The organism is Streptomyces viridochromogenes (genome assembly GCF_001270495.1).
GTDB lineage: Bacteria > Actinomycetota > Actinomycetes > Streptomycetales > Streptomycetaceae > Streptomyces > Streptomyces viridochromogenes_A.
The window spans coordinates 35,759-56,422 of sequence record NZ_LGUR01000254.1 but is presented as its reverse complement, the minus strand read 5'-3'; the positions used below and the strand labels follow the sequence as shown (position 1 = coordinate 56,422).

Genomic DNA, 20,664 nt, shown 5'->3' with positions numbered 1-20,664 from the left:
GACCCTGCGCGACCTCGAAACCGGTGGACTGATCACCCGCACCGTGCACACCAGCCGCCCACCGACGGTGCTGTACGACCTGACCGACCTCGCCCGCGGCGCCACCGCCGCACTGCAACACCTGCAGAACTGGGCCGAAGAGCACACCAGCGACTACGACCACTACCGGCGCACCCACACCGTCGACCCGAAGCCCTGACCGCTCGCCGCCACGCACGGCAGGCGCACAACGGCTTCCGTACGGCGGGTCGCCGCCGATGGCGGGATCGTGGGTGGTCCGCGTGCGGGTCAGGCGGACGGGGCCGACGTGTCCGATCGCTGATCACGAGCCCGGACAACCGCAGGGTGACCCCGGACAGGCCCTAGGCTGAGGCCGTGATGCGCCGATCAGGTCAGGTGGCCGCCCTCGGTGAGGTGGCCGACATCATCGCCGCTCAGCGGCAGTCACTGGCCGAGGCGGCTCTGGAGGCCATGCGGACGGAGATTCCCGGCTACGCCGCCCTCGTGGACGAAGCGCTGCTGGCCGACGTGGTGGCCCACGTGACGGAGGCGGTCGACGTGCTCAGTGTCAGCCTGGCCCGCGACCGACCGGTCACGGACGACGACGTGGCGTTCGTCCGCCCGCATGCCGCGCGGCGGGCACGGCAGGGTATGCCCCTGGTGGATTTCATGCACGCGCTGCGCATCGCGCACCGCGTGATGTGGGAGGCGATCGCCGACTGGGCGGTGCACACGACCGGCGGGCGTGACGTCGCGCTGGAAGCGTGCGGACTCGTCATGGAACTGATCAACCGGGGCAGTACGGTCGCGGCCCGGGCTTATCTGGACGAGGAACAGTTCCTGGCCGTGGAAGGCGACCGGGTGCGTCGGGACCTGCTCGAAGACCTGATCGCGGGGCGGGAGCCGGCGCCGGGACCACGGCTGACCGCGGCCACGAAGGCCGGGCTGCATCCCGATACGCCGTGTGCCGTGGTGGTCGCGGTGCCCGTGGGTCCCGTCGGCGACCCCTACAGTCTGCGTTCCGCCGCCTCGCTTCTCGGGCAGGCCGCGGGCGACCCGGCTCGTGCGCTGACCGTGCTGCGGCAGGACGAGACAGTGATCGTGCGGGCGCTGCGCGACAGGGTGGGCAGTGTGTCCGGGGAATCCGTGAGGACGGCTTGGCGGACGCTCGCCGACCAGGGGACACGGCTGGCAGTGGGCATCAGCACGCGGTACGACACCGTCGCCGATCTGGGGAAGGCGTACCACGAGGCGGTCTCCGCGCTGGGCACTCTGCCGCCGGACGGTGGCGTCGTCTGCCTGTCCGATCTCAGTGTGCTCGACTATCTGACCCTTCGAGCGGACGAGACCGCCGCACGGATGGTGCCAGCGGCGCTCCGCACCTTCGTGGCCGAGGACTCCCGGACGGACGGCACCCTGATCAGAACAGTGGAGGAGTACGCGGCCAACGATCTGAACGTGAAGGCCGCGGCCCAGCGACTCGGTGTCCACATCAACACCGCACATCACCGTCTGGCCCGTGTCGAGGAACGGACGGGGTGCGACCTGCGCAGGCTCGCCGACCTCCAGGAGCTGCTGATCGCGATCAGACTGTTCGGAGGCGGCTCCGGCACCGCGGTGTGACCCGGTCACCTCCACAGGTGGAGACTTGATCACCTCCCGACACAGGGGTGTGATCCGATCACAGTGCGGCGGCCGCTTTGTTGGGCGTCATGCCCGATGCCCTACGCGCCACGGATGCCTAGCGTTGCCGTCGTCGAACCCGCGCGCTCACGCCGCGGCTTTGCCGGCGCCGCCGTAGAGGTGCGCGTCGGGCCTGTCGAGCGTGAGTTCCGGTACGGAGCCGATCGACGGGAACTGATCCAGATGACCGACCCCAGACCCATGTCCGCCACGCTCTGCGACGCCTTCCAGCGCACGGCAGCCGTCGCGCCCGACACGATGGCCCTGCGCACCGTGGGCGCGACGCGCACCGTCACCTGGCGGGCCCTCGCCGAGGACGTGCGCCTCCTGGCGGCCGGCCTGGCCGGGCTCGGAGTCGGGCGTGGTGACACCGTCGCGCTGATGATGACCAACCGGGTCGAGTTCTTCCCTGTCGACCTCGCGGCCCAGCACCTGGGCGCCATCCCGTTCTCCGTCTACAACACCCTGCCGGCGGCCCAACTCGCCCACGTCCTGCGTAATTCCGGCAGCAGGGTGCTGGTGTGCGAGACCCAGTACCTTCCCGTCGTCCGGGAATCCGGTGTGGCCGTCGAGCACCTCATCCTGGTGGACGGCGACGAAGTCCCGGCGGGCGGCGAGGAAACCAGGACCGCCGACGACGAAACCCTGACGTACGGCGACGAAGCGAAGCCGGCGGACGGCACCCTCAGCCTGGAAACCCTCCGCGCCCGTGGCCGGGCGAACACCTCCTTCGACTTCGACGCGACCTGGCGCGCAGTCCAGCCGGACGACGTACTCACCCTGATCTACACCTCGGGAACGACCGGCCCTTCGAAGGGCGTGGAGATCACGCACGCCAACCTGCTCGCCCAAGCCGCGGGAGTGGCACAGGTACTGGACTTCCGCTTCGGCGACCGGACCACCTCCTACCTCCCTTCCGCCCATATCGTCGACCGCTTCACCTGCCTGTACGCACAGGCGATCTTCGGTGTGCAGGTCACCGTGGTGCCCGACATCAAGGAGATCGGCAAGGCGCTGCCGGACTGCCGGCCGACGATCTGGTGCGCCGTCCCCAGGGTCTGGAACAAGATCAAGCAGGCCGTGGAGCTCGGCATCGAGAGCGAGCCGGACGCGGCCCGGCAGAGGGCTGTCGGGGCGGCGCTGGAGACAGGCCTCAGGCGTACGCGCCTGCTGCAGGCGGGCAAGCCGGTCGACGACGAGCTCTCCGCCGCCTATGCCGAGGCGGACGCCGGCGTCCTGTCCGCCCTGCGGTCCCGTCTGGGGCTGGACCAGGTGCGGTGGGCGGTGACCGGCGCGGCACCCACGCCGCCGGCGACCCTCGAATTCTTCGCGGCGCTCGGCGTCCCCATCTGCGAGGGCTGGGGCATGTCCGAGCTGAGCTGCTTCGGTGCCGTCAGCCCGCCCGCGCGGGCACGCTTCGGCACCATCGGCACACTGCTGCCCGGCCTGGAAGCACGCCGGGCCGCCGACGGCGAACTCCTGGTGCGGGGGCCGTCGGTGGCGAAGGGGTACCGCAACGACCCCGACCGGACCCGCGAAGCCTTCGACCGGAACGGCTGGTTCCACACCGGCGACGTCATCGTGTCCGACGCGGACGACTACCTGACCATCGTCGACCGCAAGAAGGACCTGATCATCAACGAAGGGGGCAAGAACATCTCGCCCGTCACGGTCGAGACGGCCCTCACCACCGCCAGTCCCCTGATCGGCACCGCTATGGCCATCGGCGACAGCCGCCCCTACATCACCGCGCTGCTCGTCCTGGACGCCGAGGCCGCGGCGGCCTTCGCCGCCGAGCACGGGCTGCCGCCGGACCCGCGCTCCCTGGCCCGATCCCCCCTGCTGATCGACGCCTTGCGAGCCGCGGTGGCCGAGGGCAACAGCCGGCTGGCACGCGTGGAGCAGGTCAAGCGCTTCCGGGTGATTCCCGCGCACTGGGACGCGACGAGCGATGAACTCACCGCCACCTTGAAGCTCAAGCGGCAGAAGGTCGCCGAGAAGTACGACGCGGACATCGCCGCACTGTACGCCGACCCGATCCCCTCCGACATCCACGAGCCGGCCGACCGCTGACCGGCCCCATCCGCCCAGCCAAGAAAGAAAGAGGGAGGTGAGCGGGCATGAAGGGGAAGCCTTCAGCCGGCAGCGCCGAGCATGCACCATCCCCGCGAGGCCCCGCCCGACGCCGGCTCGCGATCTCGGGATCCCTGATCCTCGCGGCAGGGCTCTGCGCCATGCCGGTCCACGGGGCGAGCGCGGCCGCGAACACAGGCCCCGGCCAGCCGGTCCGGTCCTGCGAGAGCCTCACGGCTCTGCGCTTTCCGGACGGCACGACGGTCACCAGTGCCTGGCAGACCACCACCACTCCGGTGATCTGCAACGTCGAACTGCTGGTTCCCCAGAGCATCCACATGCGCGTGTCACTGCCCGTCGGCACCTGGAACGGGCGCTTCCAAGGGGTGGGAGGCGGTGGCTTCAACGGCTCCGTCCCGGACACGGAGAGCGCGGCGAAGACCGGTTACGCCGCCGCGGGTTCCGACTCCGGTCACACCGCCGACTCCAGCGACGCCTCGTGGGCCTGGTCCCCGACCGGCATGAACGCGTCCCTGATCAACGACTTCCTCTCGCGTGCGCTGCACGAGACGACCGTCAAGGGCAAGGCCGTCACTCAGGCGTTCTACGGGAAGTCGCCCACCTACTCGTACTGGAACGGCTGCTCGAACGGCGGCAGGGAAGGTCTCCAGGAAGCGCAGGTCCAGCCCCGCGACTACGACGGCATCCTGGCCGGCGCGCCGGCGATCCAGGCGGACCGGTTCCTCCCCGCGGCGATGTGGCCCCAGGTCGTGATGCACGAGCTCGGCGACTTCGTGCCCTCGTGCAAGTTCGACGCGGTCGACAAGGCGGTCACAGCGGCGTGCGACAGCCGGGACGGTGTGACCGACGGCGTCATCGCGGACCCCCGGACCTGCCGCTTCAACCCCACCTCGCTGGTCGGCACCGTGACCCCCTGCGGCACGATCACGGCCAAGGACGCGGCCGTGGTGAAAAAGATCTGGGACGGGCCGCGACGCCCGGACGGTCGCCGCCTGTGGTACGGAATCCTGCCCGGCGCCTCGTTCGCCAGACTCGCCGCCACCGCGAACGGTGACGGGGTCCCGACGCCCCTCGCGTCGGGCTGGTTCACCTACTGGCTGGCGAAGGACCCGTCCTTCGACTGGCACCGCCTGACCATGGCCAACTTCACCCACTACTTCGAACGCTCCCGTCAGGAGTGGGGCCCCGTGGTCGGCACGGACGACCCCGACCTGAGCGCCTTCCGCGCCGCCGGCGGCAAACTGCTCCTCTGGCACGGCCTGGCCGACCAGCTGATCCCTTCCCAGGGAACGACCCGCTACTACGAGCAGGTCACCGCCGCGATGGGCGGCCGGGCGAAGACCGAGAACTTCGCCCGTCTCTTCACGGCCCCCGGCGTGGGGCACTGCCGGGGCGGCTCCGGCGCCGCCCCGGCCGAACCACTGGCGGCCCTGGTGAAGTGGGTCGAACACGGCAAGGCCCCCACCACACTGCGCGCCGAGAACGGGCCCATGAGCCGGCCGCTGTGCCGGTGGCCGGCCGTCGCCCGCTACGACGGACACGGCAGCACGAACGACGCCGCCAACTTCCGCTGCAGCGGCCACCAGTGACGCGCTGAGCGTCTCGGCCGGCACGGACCACCGGAAGGCGACCGTGAAGCCCCCACGTCTTCGACCTGGGGGCTTCATCGTGGAGAGGGTGACGCGAATCGAAGTCGCGCTCTCGGATCGGCAAGTGATCGCCTCGCCCTGACCCGGGACTGTGCTGTTGCCGGTGGATTTCCTGGGGCGTCGGTTCGTGCGGGACCTTGGTCGTCCGTTCCATCAGGGCGAGGGGGAAGGCCCGGCCGTGGATGACGATGACCAGCGTGTGTACGGCTTCCCCATGGACGAGATCGGTCCGGGTCTCCACCCCATGGTCGCGGTTCTCGGCTTCGGTCAGGAGCGCGTGCATGATCCGCAGAGCGCGGTCGACCAGCGAACGTGACACGTACAGGGGAATGGCCTCGGGTTTGCCCCGGGTGTCGACCACGGTCCGGGACCTGCCGAGAGCCTTGCGCGTCGCGAGGACCAGACGGTGAGGGCGGCCCACGCTCGCGGGCACGTCGACAGCCGGCACCGGCGGAGGCTGGGCCGCCTTCTCCGCTTCCTCGCCGATCAGCGCAAAGACGCAGTCGCCTCGCTGCCGACCGGACCAGCGCAGCTTGTGCCCCTCCGGCACGCGACCGTGGTGCAGCGCGTCGTAGTAGGCAGCCCGCCACCGCCCCCTCGTCTGAGGACCTGGATCAGAGACCGTGAGCTTCCCCGAGGCCGAGCGGCGCAGCCGGGAGACCAGCTCGACTCCGTCGGCAGGGGCACGGGCAGCCTCGTCAGCGTCGTCTTCCAGCTGTTCCTTTGCTGCCTGCACCTCGCGAGGGTGCTTTCCGTGCTCGAGGTAGTAGCGGCCGTCAGCCGTGACGACCGCGACTGGTGGCCCGCTGCTGCGCCACGTCCTCTTGATCAATCCGCGCTTCTCAAGCGCCGCAGCCGTATGGATGGCTTTTGGCGGGAGGACCACGGCCTCGGCGGCCGTCGCGATCTCTCGCAGCATCGCGGCTTGCTTCTCCGACAATGCGTACTTCACGGCCAGGACTCCGCTCGGCTCAGTGCAGGGAGCAGCGTCACGATAGGCGGCAGCGGCAGGGTACTGCTGGGTCTCATAGCCCGTCTGGGTGCCTAGCGCCGTGTGGGGGTCCGGGCGTGATCAGTCGATTTCCCGGTCATCGGTCTCTTCGAGGAGGTGGGCCGCGAGGTCGTCGGCCCACTCCACGGCCCATGCGCGGAGAGCGGCGATGGTGGCATCGTCCACTCCGTAGGCGGCGAAGGCTTCGTCATCGGTCCACTCAGCGCCCGTGAGGTTCGCCTGGAGGTCCTCGCGCTCGAAGCGGCCGCGGGCGTGGCGGCGGCCGAACTCCTCGAGCTCGGCGTTGGTCCAGCGGCGTGAGGCTGCGAACACGTCGATCAGATCACGGGGCGCTCCGCGGTCGGCGAGGGCGCGGACCTTGGTCCCGATCACGTCCTCCTCCGCGAGGACGGGCCCGTACGGGCTCTGAGCGACCGGCCGCCAGAAGATCTCCTTGAGGATGTCGACCTCGCATTCCTGCCCGGTCGCCGGATCGGACACGGTGAAGCGGGCGGACAGCGGGGCGGTCTCCAGCGCCTGCACCTGCCACCCCCCGCGCTTCGAGACCGCTACGGAGCGCGGCCGCGATATCGGCCATGGGCGCCGGGTTCTCGGTGGCGACATCGAGGTCCTGGCTGGGGCGGTTCACGAGGCGGTGCGCCCGCACGGCATATCCGCCAGTGAGGACCAGGGGATACCGGGAGCCGAGCGCGATCACATCCGCCAGGAGCCGCGTGTGCAGCTCCGGCATGTCCGTCACGCGGCTGCTCGGGTGCGGGAGGCGAGCTGGGGGAAGGCGTCTTCCCATACGGCGCGCACGGTGCGACCGACGAGGGTGCGCAGCACGGGCCACAGCTGGAGGAGCAGGTCCTGGTTGAGGTACCGGGGCAGGTCGTCTAGCAGGCCCTCGTGCAGGACGGTGCGGTACAGGCCCATGCGCTGGCGAGGCTTGCTCATGTCGTACGAGGTCATCCCCGACCAAGCAATATGCAGCGGCAGATCCACGATCCCCTTGGTCGGGCCCTGCAACTCGTCCAGCGACTCCGGCAGACGTCGCCGGAACTTCTCCCGGTACAGCGCGAGGTCCTCGGCGACCGCGCCTGAGAGGTCGCTCGGTGCGGGTGCAGGACGCTGTGGGCTGGACGGCATGAGTCCATTATGGCGGCCGGAGAAGTGGAGCGGGTCATGATGAGCCAGCTGGCCTCTGGAGTGAGTGGGACAGAGCCTGCCGGAGAAGCTGGTCGTGGCAGCTCGGTCTGCCCCGAGTGGGAGCGACGGGCTGTCAGCCGTGACGCTCGTTTGACGCTCCGGGCGCCCGCACGCGGGACAGTGAGCCGAAAAACCTGCTCTGACCTGCGGGTTTCCCTGCCGTGCTCAGACCGACATCTTTCCGATGACTCATCATGTGCAGTGTGTGGCGGTTCTTGAGCCGGTGGAAAAGGGATCCTGACCTGGCACCTACATGCACCGGACGTGCCATCAGTTCACCGCAGAGAGGCGTGTGACCGGCCTGCCCGGCCGTCAAACCTCGACCGTTCCATCGTCAGGTGATGTACACGGCGGGAACTCCAAGCGCCTCGGGTAAATGCGGATCGGCACCGAGTCCGTCCAGAAGTTCGAGGTCAAGGGCGTACAGCATGCCCTCCGGGGTGGGGGCGACGCCGGACAGTCGGTAAACGGTGCGTACGGCGGTGTTCGATGCCACGGTGTGCCTCCGGTGCCTCAAGGGACCGACCGAGTACACGCCAGATGTTGACGTCGATTCGTGTACGTCGTCAACATGATTCATGACGGAAAATGAGTGGACTGTCCGTGTACGCTGGGGTTATGACGGACAACGCCGCTTCATCGGACGGCCCGCTTGTCACCGGCGCCGAGATCGCTCGTCTGGCCGGAGTCACTCGGGCCGCTGTCTCCAATTGGCGTCGGCGCCACGAAGATTTCCCCGCGCCGGCCGGAGGCGCCGCGAACAGTCCGCTCTACGCGCTCGCGGACGTCCAGGAATGGCTGGACAGGCAACGCAAAGGCCAGGAGGTGGCACCCGAGGTCGAGTTGTGGCAGGCCATGCGCGCCGCGTACGGGGAACAAATGGTCGTGGGCCTGGCCGAGGTCGCCGCGGTGCTGGCCGGAGAGCCTGAGTCGAGCCTGCCGGATGACGTCGCCACCCGTGTCCAAGGGCTTGCTCAATCCGGAGCGCCGGTCGACCTCGTGAGCGGCCTGACAGAACGGTTCATGGATTCCGCTCGGCGTGCGGGATCGGACCAGGTGACTGGCGAGCGAGTGGTACGTGCCGTGTGCCACTTCGCTCCCGAGCTGCCGGCCGGCGCCACGGTCTTCGATCCTGCCTGCGGAATCGGGGTGCTGCTCCTGTCCGTCGCCGCCGAGGCCGGTATGCGCTGCCGCGGCCAGGAGGTGGAGGCGGACAGCGCCCGTTTCGCACAGCTCCGTGCCGACCTCCTGGGTCGGTCGGGTGTGCGCATCGTGGCAGGTGATTCCCTCCGCGCGGACGAATGGCCGGACCTCAAGGCGGATCTGGTCGTCTGCGACCCACCGGCCGGCGTGACCGAGTGGGGACGAGAGGAACTGCTGCTCGACTCCCGCTGGGAACTCGGTACCCCGTCCAAGGCCGAAGGGGAGCTGGCGTGGCTCCAGCACGCCTACGCGCACACCCTGCCCGGTGGTCAGGTCCTCATGGTCATGCCGGCCTCGGTCGCCTACCGCAAGGCAGGCCGCCGCATCCGGGCGGAACTCGTCCGACGCGGCATCGTGCGCCAAGTGGTCGCCCTGCCGCCGGGGACGGCGACGTCGCACGCCCTGCCCGTGCATCTGTGGTGCCTGCGGCGACCCGAGAACGCGGCAGGTGCCGACACCAACCACACCGTGTGCATGGTGGACCTGACGGGCAACAGCCCCGACGGAAGCCTCGAACCACGCCCCGACCAGATCGCCGACGTGCCGCTGATCGAACTCCTCGACGACACCGTCGACCTGACCCCCGGCAGCCATCTCCGGTCCCGGCACCGCGACTACCCCGGTGAGTACGCGGCCCTGCGCAAGGAGATCGAGGACCGCATCCGCCGACTCGCCGCCCTTCTGCCCGAACTCGCTCCGGGCGGCGGACCGGGGTCACTGGACGGCGCCACCACCAGCGTCGCCGAACTCGCACGCGCCGGACTCGTCGCCTACGACGGTCCGGAACCGGTCTCGGCCAGCGAGCAGCTCGACACGGACTACCTGCAAGGATTTCTGCGCAGCTCCGTCAACACCCGCCGGTCCACAAGCGCCAGCGGGACATACCGGTTCGACAGCCGGGGTTCACGCATCCCCCGCATGGGCATCGAAGAGCAGCGCCGGTACGGCTCCGCCTTCCGAGCCCTGTCCGCGTTCGAGGAAGGAATGCGTGAGGTCGACGAGTTGACCCGGCAGCTCGCCGAAGTCGCCCGTGACGGCCTCGCGACGGGCGCCCTGGCACCGGAGGAGTGAGGACCGGGGGACGCTCAGGCAGCGCCCGGCAGAAACGGGCTCGCGGTTCCGCTCCACGTCACGCTCAGCGCCTCACGAGCACGCGTGCAGGCGACGAAGAGCAGGCACCGCTCCCTGAGCAGGTCGGCGTCGTGCTGCAACGGGTCCGCCTCGCGCGGCGTGATCTCCCGGGTGAACGGGACGGTGCCGTCGGCGACACCGAGGACGGACACCGCTCGGAACTCCAGCCCCTTCATCGCGTGCATCGTCGCCAGCCGTACCCCCTCGGCTCCCTGCGGGACCTGCCCTCTGACCCGTAGCACCGGGATGCCGACGGCCTTCAGTTTCTCCTCGGCCGCGTCCAGGGAGAGGTTGAAGCGGGCGCACACGCCGATCTCGTGCGGCGCCAGACCTTCGGCGAGCAGCACCCGGACCCGCTCCACCAGCGCGTCGGTCTCCTCCTGCCGGGTCGCATACCCCTGCGCCTGGGGGCGGCGCCCGTGCAGCAGGGAGCGGTATCCGGCCAGCGAGTCCGTCCCCTCACCCTCCAGCGCGTCGACGGTGACCGGCGTCAGCAGCCGCGCCGACCAGGCGAGAATCTCCTCGGTGGAGCGGTAGTTGACGCGCAACCGGAAGCTGCGGCCGACCGTGGTGATGCCCAGGGAGCCGAGCGACACACGGGAGTCGTAGATCCGCTGATGCGGGTCGCCGGTGACGAACAGGTCGTCGGGGCCGGGGGCGACGACGGCGCGCAGCACACGCCACTGCGCGGGGTGCAGGTCCTGTGCCTCGTCGACGACGACATGGGCGTACGGAGCCGGCTCCCCGGCGAGCAGTTCCGCCGCGCGGGCGCACACGCGCAGGTGAGTCGTCTCGCCGCGGTCGCGCAGGAACTGTTCGAACCGCTCCACACCGCTCCACACCTCCCGGCGGCGCGTGGGACCGAGACCGGTGCCCCGGCCACGGCGGCTCGCGCCGAGGTAGGCGTCGAGATCGCGGAGGTTCTGGCCGAGTACGACGTGCCGGTACTCCTGCGCCAGGAACCGGTCGGTGAACGGCAGACCGAGCTGCTTGACCACCTTCTCCCACACCTGCCGCTGTTCCCGGTCCCCGATCGGCTTGGGCGCGGCCCCCGACTTCGCGCGCACGATGCCGTTCGCACAGGCGTCGACCGTCGTCACGTCGACCCGTGCCAGCAGCTTCTCGTCCTCGTCGAGGAGGAGGCCGAGCATGTCCCGCAGTCCGGCGGCGAGCGCGTTCGTGTAGGTGGTGAGCAGGATCCGGCCGTCCTCGGAGCGGCCGAGCAGGTGCTTGACCCGGTGCAGGGCCGCCACTGTCTTGCCCGTCCCGGGACCGCCGGTGACCTGGACGGGACCCCCGTATGAGGCGCGGTAGGCGACGCGCCGCTGGGAGGGGTGGAGGAAGACCCGCCAGGCGTCGAAGGGCTTCTCCAGGATCTCCTCCAACTCCTGCGGCCCGGTGACCAGTCGGATGCGCGCGGGAGTGTTGGCGATCACCGTGGCCAGGTCCTCGACCGGCTCGGCGGGCGCGTCGGCGGGCCGGCGGACGGCGACGACGTCCCGGTAGACCTCCTCCGGGCTGAAGCCCTCGGCGACGTACTGCAGCACCTCCAGCTGATCCTCCGGCAGGAGCGTGGCGAACGCCTCCAGTTGCGCCTTGTCCACCAACGAACGTGCGGCGCGCAGCACTTGGTCGTCGATGCCGAGTTCGCGCAGCGTGCCGTCGGAGACGTCCGCGAACAGCAGCCGCGGAGCCGTGCGCGCGGCCGTCTCGTACAGCGGTGTCAGCTCGTCCAGGGCGACGGCGTTGCGTACCTCCAGGGCCCGGGTCGCGGAGTTGGCGCTGTACAGACGCTTCGCCGCCCATGTGTAGGCGTCGTCGTGCGGAAGGACGTTGACCAGCAGGAACACATCGCTGCCGTCGTCGGGGGCGAGGACGACGCCGCGCCAGAAGTCGGTGATGCGAATGGTGCGCATCCGCGGGTCACGGGCGTTCTCGACGGACTCCAGGTGCAGTCCCTTGTCCGCGTTGAGTTCGGCGACGCGCATGGCCTGGAATTTCGCCATGGCCTTGCGCACTCCGGCTCGGACCGGCTTCTCCAGGGTGTCGTAACCGTCCCAGAAGCTCTGGGCGAAGGCGAGCCGGGGCATGAGGTCTGTTCCTTTCTGCCGAACGGTGTTTCATGATCGGGGATCCGGGGCGGCCGTGGCCAGCCGTCCGGCGATGTCCCGGAGAGCCGACAGGAGTTGCTCCGGTTCCCGGGACAGATCGAGGCTGTGCTGGTAGAGCCGCACTCCCCGGCCGTCCGGCCCCGCCTGCGTTCCGCGCACCTCGTGGAATCGCTCAGGTCGGCGTCCGGCCGCGTACACCAGGTGCGCCTCGCGCAGACCGAGCACGGTGGCGTAGGCCAGCGCCTGGTACAGATCGGCGTTGAGGAGTCCGTCGGCCTTCTCGACCTTGTAGCGAATCGGCGCCGCATCGCCGCGTCGACCAGGGCGATCGACCGGTCGGCGGTGTTCATCGTGCCGATCACGAACAGGTTGGGCGGCAGCGCGAAGTCGTCCCCGGAGTAGGTGAGCCGGACCGACCGCGTCCGGTACTCCAGGAGGAAGTACAGCTCACCGAAGACCTTCGCCAGGTTGGCCCGGTTGATCTCGTCGATGATCAGGAAGTGCGGAATGTGTCGGTTGTCCTCGCGGGAGGCGAGGTCGGCGAGTTCCCGCAACGGTCCCGCCGTGAGCCGGAAGGCCACCTCGCGCGTCTCGGGATCCTCCACGGGCCGGAACCCCTCGAAGAAGTCCTCGTAGGCGTACGACGGGTGGAACTGCACGATCTTCACCTGCTCCGGACCGCCGCCGAAGTACTCGGCCAGCTTCATCGCCAGGTAGGTCTTCCCAGTGCCCGGTGGGCCGTAGAGCACCAACTGCCGCTCGTCGAGGAGGAGTTCACGCATCTCGTCCAGCCAGGCGCGGTCGTGTACGAGGAGTTCGGCGGTGAATGCCTCGGTGATGTCCGGCAGCGTGAGCTCCCGAGGCGCCAGCCGTTCGGCGGCGGGGTGTTCGCCGCTTTCGCCGCCGCCTGCTGCCGGATCCGTACCGTCCGCAAGCCCGATGAGCGCGTCCAGGGCGTCCAGGACACCGGTCAGGTCGACGACGTCGTGCTGGACGGACAGTCTCTGCTGGACTTCCTCCGGCAGCTCCTCGTACGCGTGGCTCTTCGTGAACCAGGTGATGGTCCTGCGCAGGTTGGACAGCCCGCCCGGCGACGAGGTCTGTACGGCGTCCCCGGTGATCCGCCCGATGTGCAGCCGGCCGTCGCCGATGGTGGCCACGGTGTCGCCGATGCGCATCTGCGTCAGGAAGGCGTGCAGTTCGTCGACGAGACCCCGCTTCTGGTTGTACGAGGCCGCCCCCTCGTACCCGTCCTCGATGAAGCGGCGCAGCGTGCTCTTCGTCGGATCGGTCTCCTCCAAGGGCGGCAGGTGCGCGGCCGCGAGCGAGACGAACCCCTCCTTCAGCCATAACTGCCGCACCAGGTTGTGCCCGGAGACATTGGAACCGCGCACCAGCCACGCCTTGCGCGGGGCCCGCCAGCCGGTGGACAGATAGTCGGCGAGCGGGTGGCCCTCGGAGGTTCGCCAGGACTCCGGCCCGGACGCGTCGTAGCCGTACACGAGCGCGGCGGCGGCCGAGGAGGAGTTGCACGGCGAGCAGATACCCGCGCGCCTCACCGCCGTCCTTGGGGAGCTTGATGCGGAACTCGGGTGTGCCGGGGAGGCGTTCGGGCTGGGGCATGAGTGACCTTCCGGGTGGGGCGGGGCCTTCGCGAACACCGCCACTTTACCTGTTGACACTGTCAAGTTACTCGGAGTACAAGTAAACGCATGCACAGAATATGTTGAGGATGTGACTACTCCGGTCTTAAAGTGTGGATATCTCCGGCAGGCTTGCTGGGGCGGGGGGCATGAGGGGGAGCCGGTGGCCGAGGTCGAACGGCGCATGATCGAGGCGGAGTTGCCGTCCGTCATCAAGAGACTGAAAGGCTGCGCCTCGCGTGCGGGCTTGGTCAGTCAGCGGGCTTTCGCGGCGGAAGCGGAACGGCTCGGGCTCAGGACCGACGAGCAGCGAGCGAGGCTCAGGAAGGGGCTCGCTACGGTCGGCATCCATGTGAAGGCCTCGCGCCGGGCCGCGGTCCCGTCGGTGAAGGCGTCCTCCCCGGTACCGCCCGCCGCCCTTTCCGCGACAGCGGCTCCGGTATCGTCCGCCGTCCCTTCCGCGACAGCGCCCCCGGTATCGCCCGCCGTCCCTTCCGCAGCGGCCGTCCGCATGGCCCAGGCCCGGCGGATGCTGGCCCGCTACGCCGACGTGGGCGGCAGCGTCGGCAAGCTCGCCCACGACGGCGTCGTACGGCTGCACGGGCTCAGTCCCGCCGAAGCGCGTGAGCTGACCGCCGACTTCCCGATCACCCGACCCCGCCCGCCCGTCAGTCCCGCCAGGTCCGTCAGTGCCGTCAGGTCTGGCCAGGCGGTGACGGCCGGTCAGACGCGGCGCGCGGCACCCGCATCCACCGCGACGCCGAGCGCCGCACCCGCGAAGGTACCGGCCGGCGGCAAGCCCGTCCGCTCCGCCGATTCCGCCACGGCCCCGCGACTGGCCGACGCCGTGCTCGCGGCCAGGGCGGTGCTGGAGGCGGACCGATGGCGGCGCGGTACCGCCAAGGTGCTGCTCAAGGCGGAAGAGGAAGTCGGCCTCGCCGTGCTCCTGCGCGGCGGTGAAGACCGCCTCGGCCGTACCGACCGCCTCGGCCGCGATGTTCCGGTAGAGGAGATCGCAGCCCTGCCTCGTGACGGCGAGCGGTGGCGCGCTTACGAATGCCTCGTCCTGCACAACCAGCGGCTCGTCTGGAAGATCGCGCTCGGCTACCAGGGACGCGGACTGGACGCCGACGATCTCGTCCAGCACGGAACCATCGGACTCCTGCGTGCGGTCCGTAGGTTCGACGCCACCAAGGGCTTCAAGTTCTCGACGTACGCGACCTGGTGGATCAAGCAGGCCGTCACTAGGGCCATCGCCGACGAAGGCACCCTGATCCGACTGCCCGCGTACGTTCACGAAAAAGTCAGCAAGGTTGCCGTCGCCGAGCGCAAGCTCCTGAACGAAGGCCGCCCCAGGACCGTCGACAACGTGGCGTACGTCAGCGGACTCACCTTCGCCGAAGTGGAGGAGGTGCGCCGGATCAGCCGGCCCACCGACTCCCTGGACCGGATCATCGGCGACGACGCCGCGCTCGGTGACCTGATCATCGGGCCGAGCCAACTGCCCGGCCCTGACGTCGTGGTGATTCGTAAGGAGTTGATGGCGCGGCTGCGCCTCGTCCTGGAGGAGCTCTCCGAGCGCGAGCGGCACGTGCTCGTCCGGCGCACCGGACTCGACGGTGACGAGCCGGACACGTTGGAGGAGATCGGCGTCGTCTTCGGAGTCACCCGCGAGCGCATCCGCCAGATCGAATCGAAGGCCAAGGCGAAGTTCTACGGTCACGCGGCCCGCCACGGCCTGGTGGCGCCGCCCCCCTGAACCCGCGCGTACACCGCCGAACCCGCGCGTACACCGCCGCGACCGGTGTGTACACCGCCGAACCCGCGCATACGCGCCGCAACCGGCGCATACACCACCGCCGCCCGTCACCACTCTCTCCTCTCTCCTCTCCGCTCTCCCCTCACTCTCATCCGAAGGAACCCGCACATGGACCCCCGCCAGGAGCTGGTCGACTACCTCACCCGCCAGCTCGTCGGTCCCGCCGGCGGTGACGACGAGGTGCTCGACGCACCGCCCGACCGGCAGTACCTCATGGGCACGCTCTACCCCCAACAGGCCGATCTCCAGCGGCAGCTCGCCCTCGCGGCCGACGACCCCGAGGCACCCGGCACCGAGGAGGACGCCCCCGACGTGGACCCGGCTCCCGACCCGGTGCCCGAGACCAACAGCTGGCTGCCCGCGTCCCTCGGCCTCAGCTTCTACACCGACGCCACCCACGTCGAGGTGAGCTGCGCAGCCGCCCGCTACGAGACCCAGCGCAATGAACCCGGCCGTGGGCGGCGCTGGCAGCGCCACCCCTTCACGCCGGAGACACACACGGTCGGCCCTGACCGGACGGAAGTGCCCGTCCTCGACGGCCGCGCGAAGATCCAGCTGACCCGCCGCTCCTACGGCGACGGCACGCTGATCACCGTCGCCCTCGTCAACACCGCCCGCCACGACGGCTCCGACGGCAAGGCGCCGAGCTGGGACGACATGCTGTTCCAGTGCCGGCTCACGGTACGCCCCACCGACGGCGCCGTGCTGCCGTATCCCAGCGTAAGGCTCGCCAGTCGCGATCCCGAGGAACGCGAACTGCGCCTCCAGTACCGGCATGTGGTCACCCATGCCGTCGGCCACGGCTGTGCCGTCCGGGAGGACCCGGGCGAGGACGGCGGCGTCGCACTCCTCGCCTGCGAGGCCCTGCCGCGCGCCGAGGTGCCCGCCACCCGGGCCGGCGGCCCGCTCGACGCCCCCGTGCTCACCGTCTCCCACCTCGCCGACCCGGCTGTCGGCGCTGATCAACTCAGTGAGGAGCTGGCCGAGTTCGCCGCCGCGTACCACGCCTGGTACGTGGGCCAGCGATCCGTCGAGGTGCCGCCCTGGGGGCGGGAGGCCGCGGAGCGGATCCTCGGCCGCGTCCGCCAGGCGGTCACCCGGATCGAAGCGGGCGTGCGCACCCTGTGCGATCCGGCCCGCCCCGAACTTCTCGCCGCCTTCCGTATCGCCCAGCGCGCCATGCTGCTCCAGATGCGGCACTCCGCCTCCGACCAGGCCGGTCAGCGGCGCCACCGCTCGGACCCCGTGGCCATGGAGCCGCCCGTCGACCCCAAGGCCGCCTGGCGCCCCTTCCAGCTGGCTTTCTTCCTCCTCGCCCTCGACGGCGTCGCCGACGCCGATCACCGCGACCGCGAGACCACCGACCTGATCTGGTTCCCCACCGGCGGTGGCAAGACCGAGGCCTATCTGCTCCTGGCCGCCTTCACCATCGCCCTGCGCCGGATCCGAGGCGAGGGCGACGGAACCGCCGTGCTCAGCCGCTACACCCTCAGCCTGCTCACCACCCAGCAGTTCCAGCGCGCCGCCACCACGATCTGCGCCCTGGAACACCTGCGCCGCACCGAACCCGGACTCGGTCTCGGGGACAGGCCGATCACCATCGGACTGTGGGTCGGCGAAAGCACCACCCCCAACAGCTTCGAGTCGGCCAAGACCACCTTCGACGAGCAGCGCGAGGCCAGCCACCCCACGGACGTCTTCATCCTCGACCGCTGCCCGTGGTGCGGCACCCGCATCCTGCCGCAGAGCCGCTCCGCCGTCCGCTCCGACTACGGCGTGCGCGCCGAACCGGACGACTTCGCCTTCAACTGCCCCCGTGACGAGTGCGCCTTCCACGACGTCCTGCCCGTCGCCGTCGTCGACCAGCATCTCTACCGGAACCCGCCCACCTTCGTCCTCGGCACCGTCGACAAGTTCGCACGGCTCGCCTGGGAGCCCGACTCCGGCCGTCTCTTCGGCGCCGGCACCGGCAACCCGCCTCCGTCGCTGATCATCCAGGACGAGCTGCACCTGCTCACCGGGCCGCTCGGCACCACCGTCGGCCTCTACGAAGCGGCCGTCCTGGAGCTGTGCACCGACGCGGCCGGCCGACCGCCCAAGATCGTCGCCGCCACGGCCACCATCCGGCGCTCCGCGGAGCAGGTGCGCGCCCTGCACCACCAGGACGTCCAGCTCTTCCCGCCGTCCGGACTCGACGCCCGCGACAGCTTCTTCGCCGTCCCCGACACCGGCCGACCCGGCCGCCTCTACCTCGGCGTCATGGCCCAGGGCCACACCGCGGGCCGCGGCGCCGTCGCCACCACCGCGGCCATGCTCCAGGGCGTCCACCAGCTTCCCGAGGAGCACCGCGACGACTACTGGACCCTCGTCGCCTACCACCACAGCCTGCGCGAGCTGGGCCGGACCGTGACCGCGGCCGGCGACGACATCCCCGCCCAGCTCCGGTCGCTCGACGAGGGCGCGGACGTACGCGCGCTGGACGGCGAGCACGTGCAGCAACTCGACAGCAGCGTGCCGCGCGCCGACCAGCCCATCCTCCTCGACCGCCTCGAAAGGCCGTGGACGGATCCCCGGTCGGTCTCGTTCCTGCCGTGCACCAACATGCTCTCCGTCGGCGTCGACGTGAAGCGGCTCGCGTACCTGCTCATGCAGGGCCAGCCCAAGACCACCGCCGAGTACATCCAGGCCACCAGCCGCGTCGGCCGCCACCAGGTGCCCGGACTGGTCGTCACCTACTTCAACGCCACCCGCCCGCGCGACCGTTCGCACTACGAGACCTTCATCGACTACCACCGGGCCCTCTACCGGTACGTCGAGCCCGCCAGCATCACCCCCTGGTCCCTGCCCGCCCGCCGCCGCGCCCTGCACGCCGTGCTCGTCATCCTCGTCCGCCACCGGCTCGGCCTGGCCGCGGAGAACCAGGCCGGACTGCTCACCCGCCGCAAGGACGAGGCCGAGCGGATCGCCGACGCCCTCGCCGAGCGCGCCGCGGTCGCCGAGCGCGACGCCACGGGAGCCGACGCCGACGCCGTACGCGCCGACGTCCGCGCGGAACTCGGCTACCTCCTGGACGACTGGTACCGGCAGACCGAGGCGGCGGAGGCCGAGGGCAAGAGCCTCTACTACCGCAGCCAGGGCAAGGGGCAGCACAACCTGCTCAAGAGCTTCGAGCAGCGCTACGGCCTGTGGGAGACCCTCAACTCCATGCGCAGCGTCGACCGAGAGTGCCAGATCACCGTGACGGGAGCAGGAAAGTGACGCGCAAACTCCGGGTCCGCCAGGCGCAGACCGTGCTGCCCTTCGGCGTCGGCGCCGTACTCGACGTGCAGGGCGAGTCCTTCGTCGCCGTCGGCATCGAGAACTGGCCGCAGCTCAAGACCTCCGTCCCGTCCCAGCGGCTCGCCGACCGCCTGGGTGTCACCGGCTTCTACGCCGCCCCGCACACCCTCAACGACCGCTACGACCAGCCCGACCGCCCCGGCGTCCCCTACGTACGCTTCCCCGGCTGGCTGTTCTGCGGGGCCTGCCGGGTCATGGTCCGCTTCCTGCGCGAGCACGAGAAGCCGGGCGAGCCGCCCGTCTGCACATCCTGCGCCGCCGCACCCCGCCTGACCCCCATGCGGTTCGTCCGTATCTGCGCGGACGGCCACCTCGACGACGTCGACTGGTGGTACTGGGCCCACTCCACCGTCACCCCCGAACGACGGGCCGCCTGCTCCGAGTCGAAGCAGACATGGAAGGCACGTCGGCTCAGCTTCCGGGTCGCCGACCGCGCGTCCGGACTCGAAGCGCTCTCGGTGCGTTGCGGAGCGACGGGGGAGGGCGGCAAGCCGTGCGGCGCCGAGCGGGACCTGCTCGACATCCTCGGCCCCCAGGGCGGCCACTGCTCCGGCCGCAACCCCTGGCAGCGCCGGATCGACAACGCCACCTGCGGCCAGCAGGTCCACATTGTGCAGCGCACCGCCGGCAACGTCTACTACCCGTCGGTCTACTCGGCCCTGGACATCCCCCAGACCGCCGAACCACCCCGGGCCGAACAGGACTTGGCGGAGACGGTCCGAAACCACGGCTACTGGACGAACCTGATCGACGTACACGGCACGCCCAGGGCCGACGTCTTCCGCGACATGATCAAGGAGGACACCGACGCCCCCGACAGCCTCATCGACCAGCTCCTCGCGGAGGCCATGGGCGCACCCGCGCCCCTGCCCGCCGCGCGGCCGGAGCCGGTGAAGCCCGACCTGAGCCGCGATGAGTGGTATGCCTTCGACGCCGTCGAACTCCCGGAGCCCACAAAGGAGTTCGCGATCCGCCGCGGCGGCCTCGGCCTCGACGGCGAGAGCGAGGAGCCCTGGGCCACCCTGGACGCGCACATCGACGGCGTCGTCCTCGCCGACCGCCTGCGCGAGGTACGGGCCCTGACCGGGTTCCGCCGCCACTCCCCGCACGGCACCCTCGTACGCGCCGACACCAGCGGCCGCCTGCGCTGGCTGCCCGCGACCGAGGTCTACGGCGAGGGCATCGTCCTCACCCTCGACGAGCAGCGCCTCATCGCCTGGGAACGCGACCCCCGCGTCCAGGCCCACGTCCACGGCGTCCGTACGGACCTGGACGCGTCGTTCCGCGACGAGCAACTGGCCGAAACGGTCGGCAGCGACCTCTCCCCCCGCTTCCTGCTCCTGCACACCCTCGCCCATCTCCTCATCCGCCAGCTCTCCTTCGACTCCGGCTACACCACCGCAAGCCTGCGCGAGCGCGTGTACGGCCGCCCCGAGTACGGCCAGCGCGGACTGCTGGTCTACACGGCCGCCGGTGACGCGGAAGGCACCCTCGGCGGTCTGGTCCGGCAGGGCGAGGCACCGCACTTCGCCGAGACACTGATCCGCATGCTGGAAGCCGCCGCCTGGTGCTCGGCCGACCCGCTGTGTGCCGAGCACACCGGCCAGGGCTTCGGCAACCTCAACCGGGCCGCCTGCCACGCCTGCACCCTGCTGCCCGAGACGAGCTGCCAGACCGGCAACACCCTCCTCGACCGCGCGCTGGTCGTCGGCTCCGCCCGCGTCCCCGGCTACTTCACCGACGTCCTCACCGCGAGCCGCGAGTACGCGGCCGCCACGGCCCTGGGATGACG

The 20,664-nt window shown here is 70.4% G+C and carries 12 protein-coding genes and 2 pseudogenes; 9 read left to right on the top strand and 5 right to left on the bottom strand.

What is annotated here, in order from left to right; all coding sequences use genetic code 11:
• The 5 genes from ADK36_RS41740 to ADK36_RS49305 form a co-directional block, all read left to right on the top strand.
• The coding region (locus tag ADK36_RS41740; RefSeq protein ID WP_199830362.1) for a winged helix-turn-helix transcriptional regulator at nt 1–199 on the top strand (199 nt) is incomplete at its 5' end.
• A 179-nt stretch (nt 200–378) separates the two neighbouring features.
• On the top strand, nt 379–1,623 hold the full coding sequence (locus ADK36_RS41735; protein WP_234330071.1) for a PucR family transcriptional regulator: 1,245 nt from the start codon (nt 379–381) through the stop codon (nt 1,621–1,623).
• A 243-nt stretch (nt 1,624–1,866) separates the two neighbouring features.
• The gene (locus tag ADK36_RS41730) at nt 1,867–3,756 is read left to right on the top strand and encodes an AMP-binding protein (protein WP_048586295.1); all 1,890 of its coding nucleotides are present in this window, start codon (nt 1,867–1,869) and stop codon (nt 3,754–3,756) included.
• Nucleotides 3,757–3,917: 161 nt separating this feature from the next.
• Nucleotides 3,918–5,366: a tannase/feruloyl esterase family alpha/beta hydrolase gene (locus tag ADK36_RS41725; RefSeq protein ID WP_048586296.1), complete on the top strand. Its 1,449-nt coding sequence runs from the start codon at nt 3,918–3,920 to the stop codon at nt 5,364–5,366.
• Between the two features lie 238 nt (nt 5,367–5,604).
• Nucleotides 5,605–5,742 carry a hypothetical protein gene (locus ADK36_RS49305; protein WP_159029311.1) on the top strand — a complete coding sequence of 46 codons (138 nt, stop codon included), beginning with the start codon at nt 5,605–5,607 and terminating at the stop codon, nt 5,740–5,742.
• A 756-nt stretch (nt 5,743–6,498) separates the two neighbouring features.
• Here the strand turns inward: ADK36_RS49305 and ADK36_RS41715 are convergent.
• The 3 genes and pseudogenes from ADK36_RS41715 to ADK36_RS49300 all read right to left on the bottom strand — a co-directional run bounded on the left by ADK36_RS41715 (nt 6,499) and on the right by ADK36_RS49300 (nt 8,122).
• Nucleotides 6,499–7,168 (bottom strand): annotated as a pseudogene (locus ADK36_RS41715) (nucleotidyl transferase AbiEii/AbiGii toxin family protein).
• Between the two features lie 5 nt (nt 7,169–7,173).
• Nucleotides 7,174–7,566 (bottom strand): hypothetical protein, encoded by a 393-nt coding sequence (locus ADK36_RS41710; RefSeq protein WP_048586298.1) that lies wholly within the window; start codon nt 7,564–7,566, stop codon nt 7,174–7,176.
• Nucleotides 7,567–7,960: 394 nt separating this feature from the next.
• Entirely contained in the window at nt 7,961–8,122 is a 162-nt protein-coding gene (locus ADK36_RS49300) for a hypothetical protein (protein ID WP_159029312.1), read from the bottom strand.
• A 122-nt stretch (nt 8,123–8,244) separates the two neighbouring features.
• On the opposite strand from ADK36_RS49300, the gene ADK36_RS41705 reads away from it, so the two are divergent.
• Complete coding sequence (locus ADK36_RS41705) at nt 8,245–9,900, top strand: N-6 DNA methylase (protein ID WP_048586299.1); 1,656 nt, start codon at nt 8,245–8,247, stop codon at nt 9,898–9,900.
• 14 nt (nt 9,901–9,914) lie between these two features.
• Here the strand turns inward: ADK36_RS41705 and ADK36_RS41700 are convergent, their stop codons facing one another.
• The gene (locus tag ADK36_RS41700; protein ID WP_053201334.1) at nt 9,915–12,050 is read right to left on the bottom strand and encodes a UvrD-helicase domain-containing protein; all 2,136 of its coding nucleotides are present in this window, start codon (nt 12,048–12,050) and stop codon (nt 9,915–9,917) included.
• Nucleotides 12,051–12,412: 362 nt separating this feature from the next.
• Nucleotides 12,413–12,778: pseudogene (locus tag ADK36_RS51705) on the bottom strand (AAA family ATPase); the annotation flags it as partial.
• 1,099 nt (nt 12,779–13,877) lie between these two features.
• Here ADK36_RS51705 and ADK36_RS41685 point away from each other — a divergent pair.
• The 3 genes from ADK36_RS41685 (at nt 13,878) to drmB (ending at nt 20,662) form a co-directional block, all read left to right on the top strand.
• Entirely contained in the window at nt 13,878–15,473 is a 1,596-nt protein-coding gene (locus tag ADK36_RS41685; protein ID WP_234330068.1) for a sigma-70 family RNA polymerase sigma factor, read from the top strand.
• Nucleotides 15,474–15,641: 168 nt separating this feature from the next.
• A complete protein-coding gene (locus ADK36_RS41680) occupies nt 15,642–18,791 on the top strand; it encodes a helicase-related protein (RefSeq protein ID WP_053201331.1) in 3,150 nt (1,049 codons plus the stop codon).
• Nucleotides 18,788–20,662, top strand: a complete 1,875-nt coding sequence (gene drmB, locus ADK36_RS41675; RefSeq protein ID WP_053201329.1) for a DUF1998 domain-containing protein — start codon at nt 18,788–18,790, stop codon at nt 20,660–20,662. Before ADK36_RS41680 ends, drmB begins: the two co-directional genes overlap by 4 nt.
• Nucleotides 20,663–20,664 lie beyond the last annotated feature (2 nt).

What these genes read in the sequence shown, in the direction of transcription:
- ADK36_RS41700 (WP_053201334.1), bottom strand. Translation starts at nt 12,050, where the DNA reads ATGCCCCGGCTCGCCTTCGCCCAGAGCTTCTGGGACGGTTACGACACC.
- ADK36_RS41725 (WP_048586296.1), top strand. Translation starts at nt 3,918, where the DNA reads ATGCCGGTCCACGGGGCGAGCGCGGCCGCGAACACAGGCCCCGGCCAG.
- ADK36_RS41710 (WP_048586298.1), bottom strand. Translation starts at nt 7,566, where the DNA reads ATGCCGTCCAGCCCACAGCGTCCTGCACCCGCACCGAGCGACCTCTCA.
- ADK36_RS41705 (WP_048586299.1), top strand. Translation starts at nt 8,245, where the DNA reads ATGACGGACAACGCCGCTTCATCGGACGGCCCGCTTGTCACCGGCGCC.
- ADK36_RS41735 (WP_234330071.1), top strand. Translation starts at nt 379, where the DNA reads ATGCGCCGATCAGGTCAGGTGGCCGCCCTCGGTGAGGTGGCCGACATC.
- ADK36_RS41730 (WP_048586295.1), top strand. Translation starts at nt 1,867, where the DNA reads ATGACCGACCCCAGACCCATGTCCGCCACGCTCTGCGACGCCTTCCAG.
- ADK36_RS41680 (WP_053201331.1), top strand. Translation starts at nt 15,642, where the DNA reads ATGGACCCCCGCCAGGAGCTGGTCGACTACCTCACCCGCCAGCTCGTC.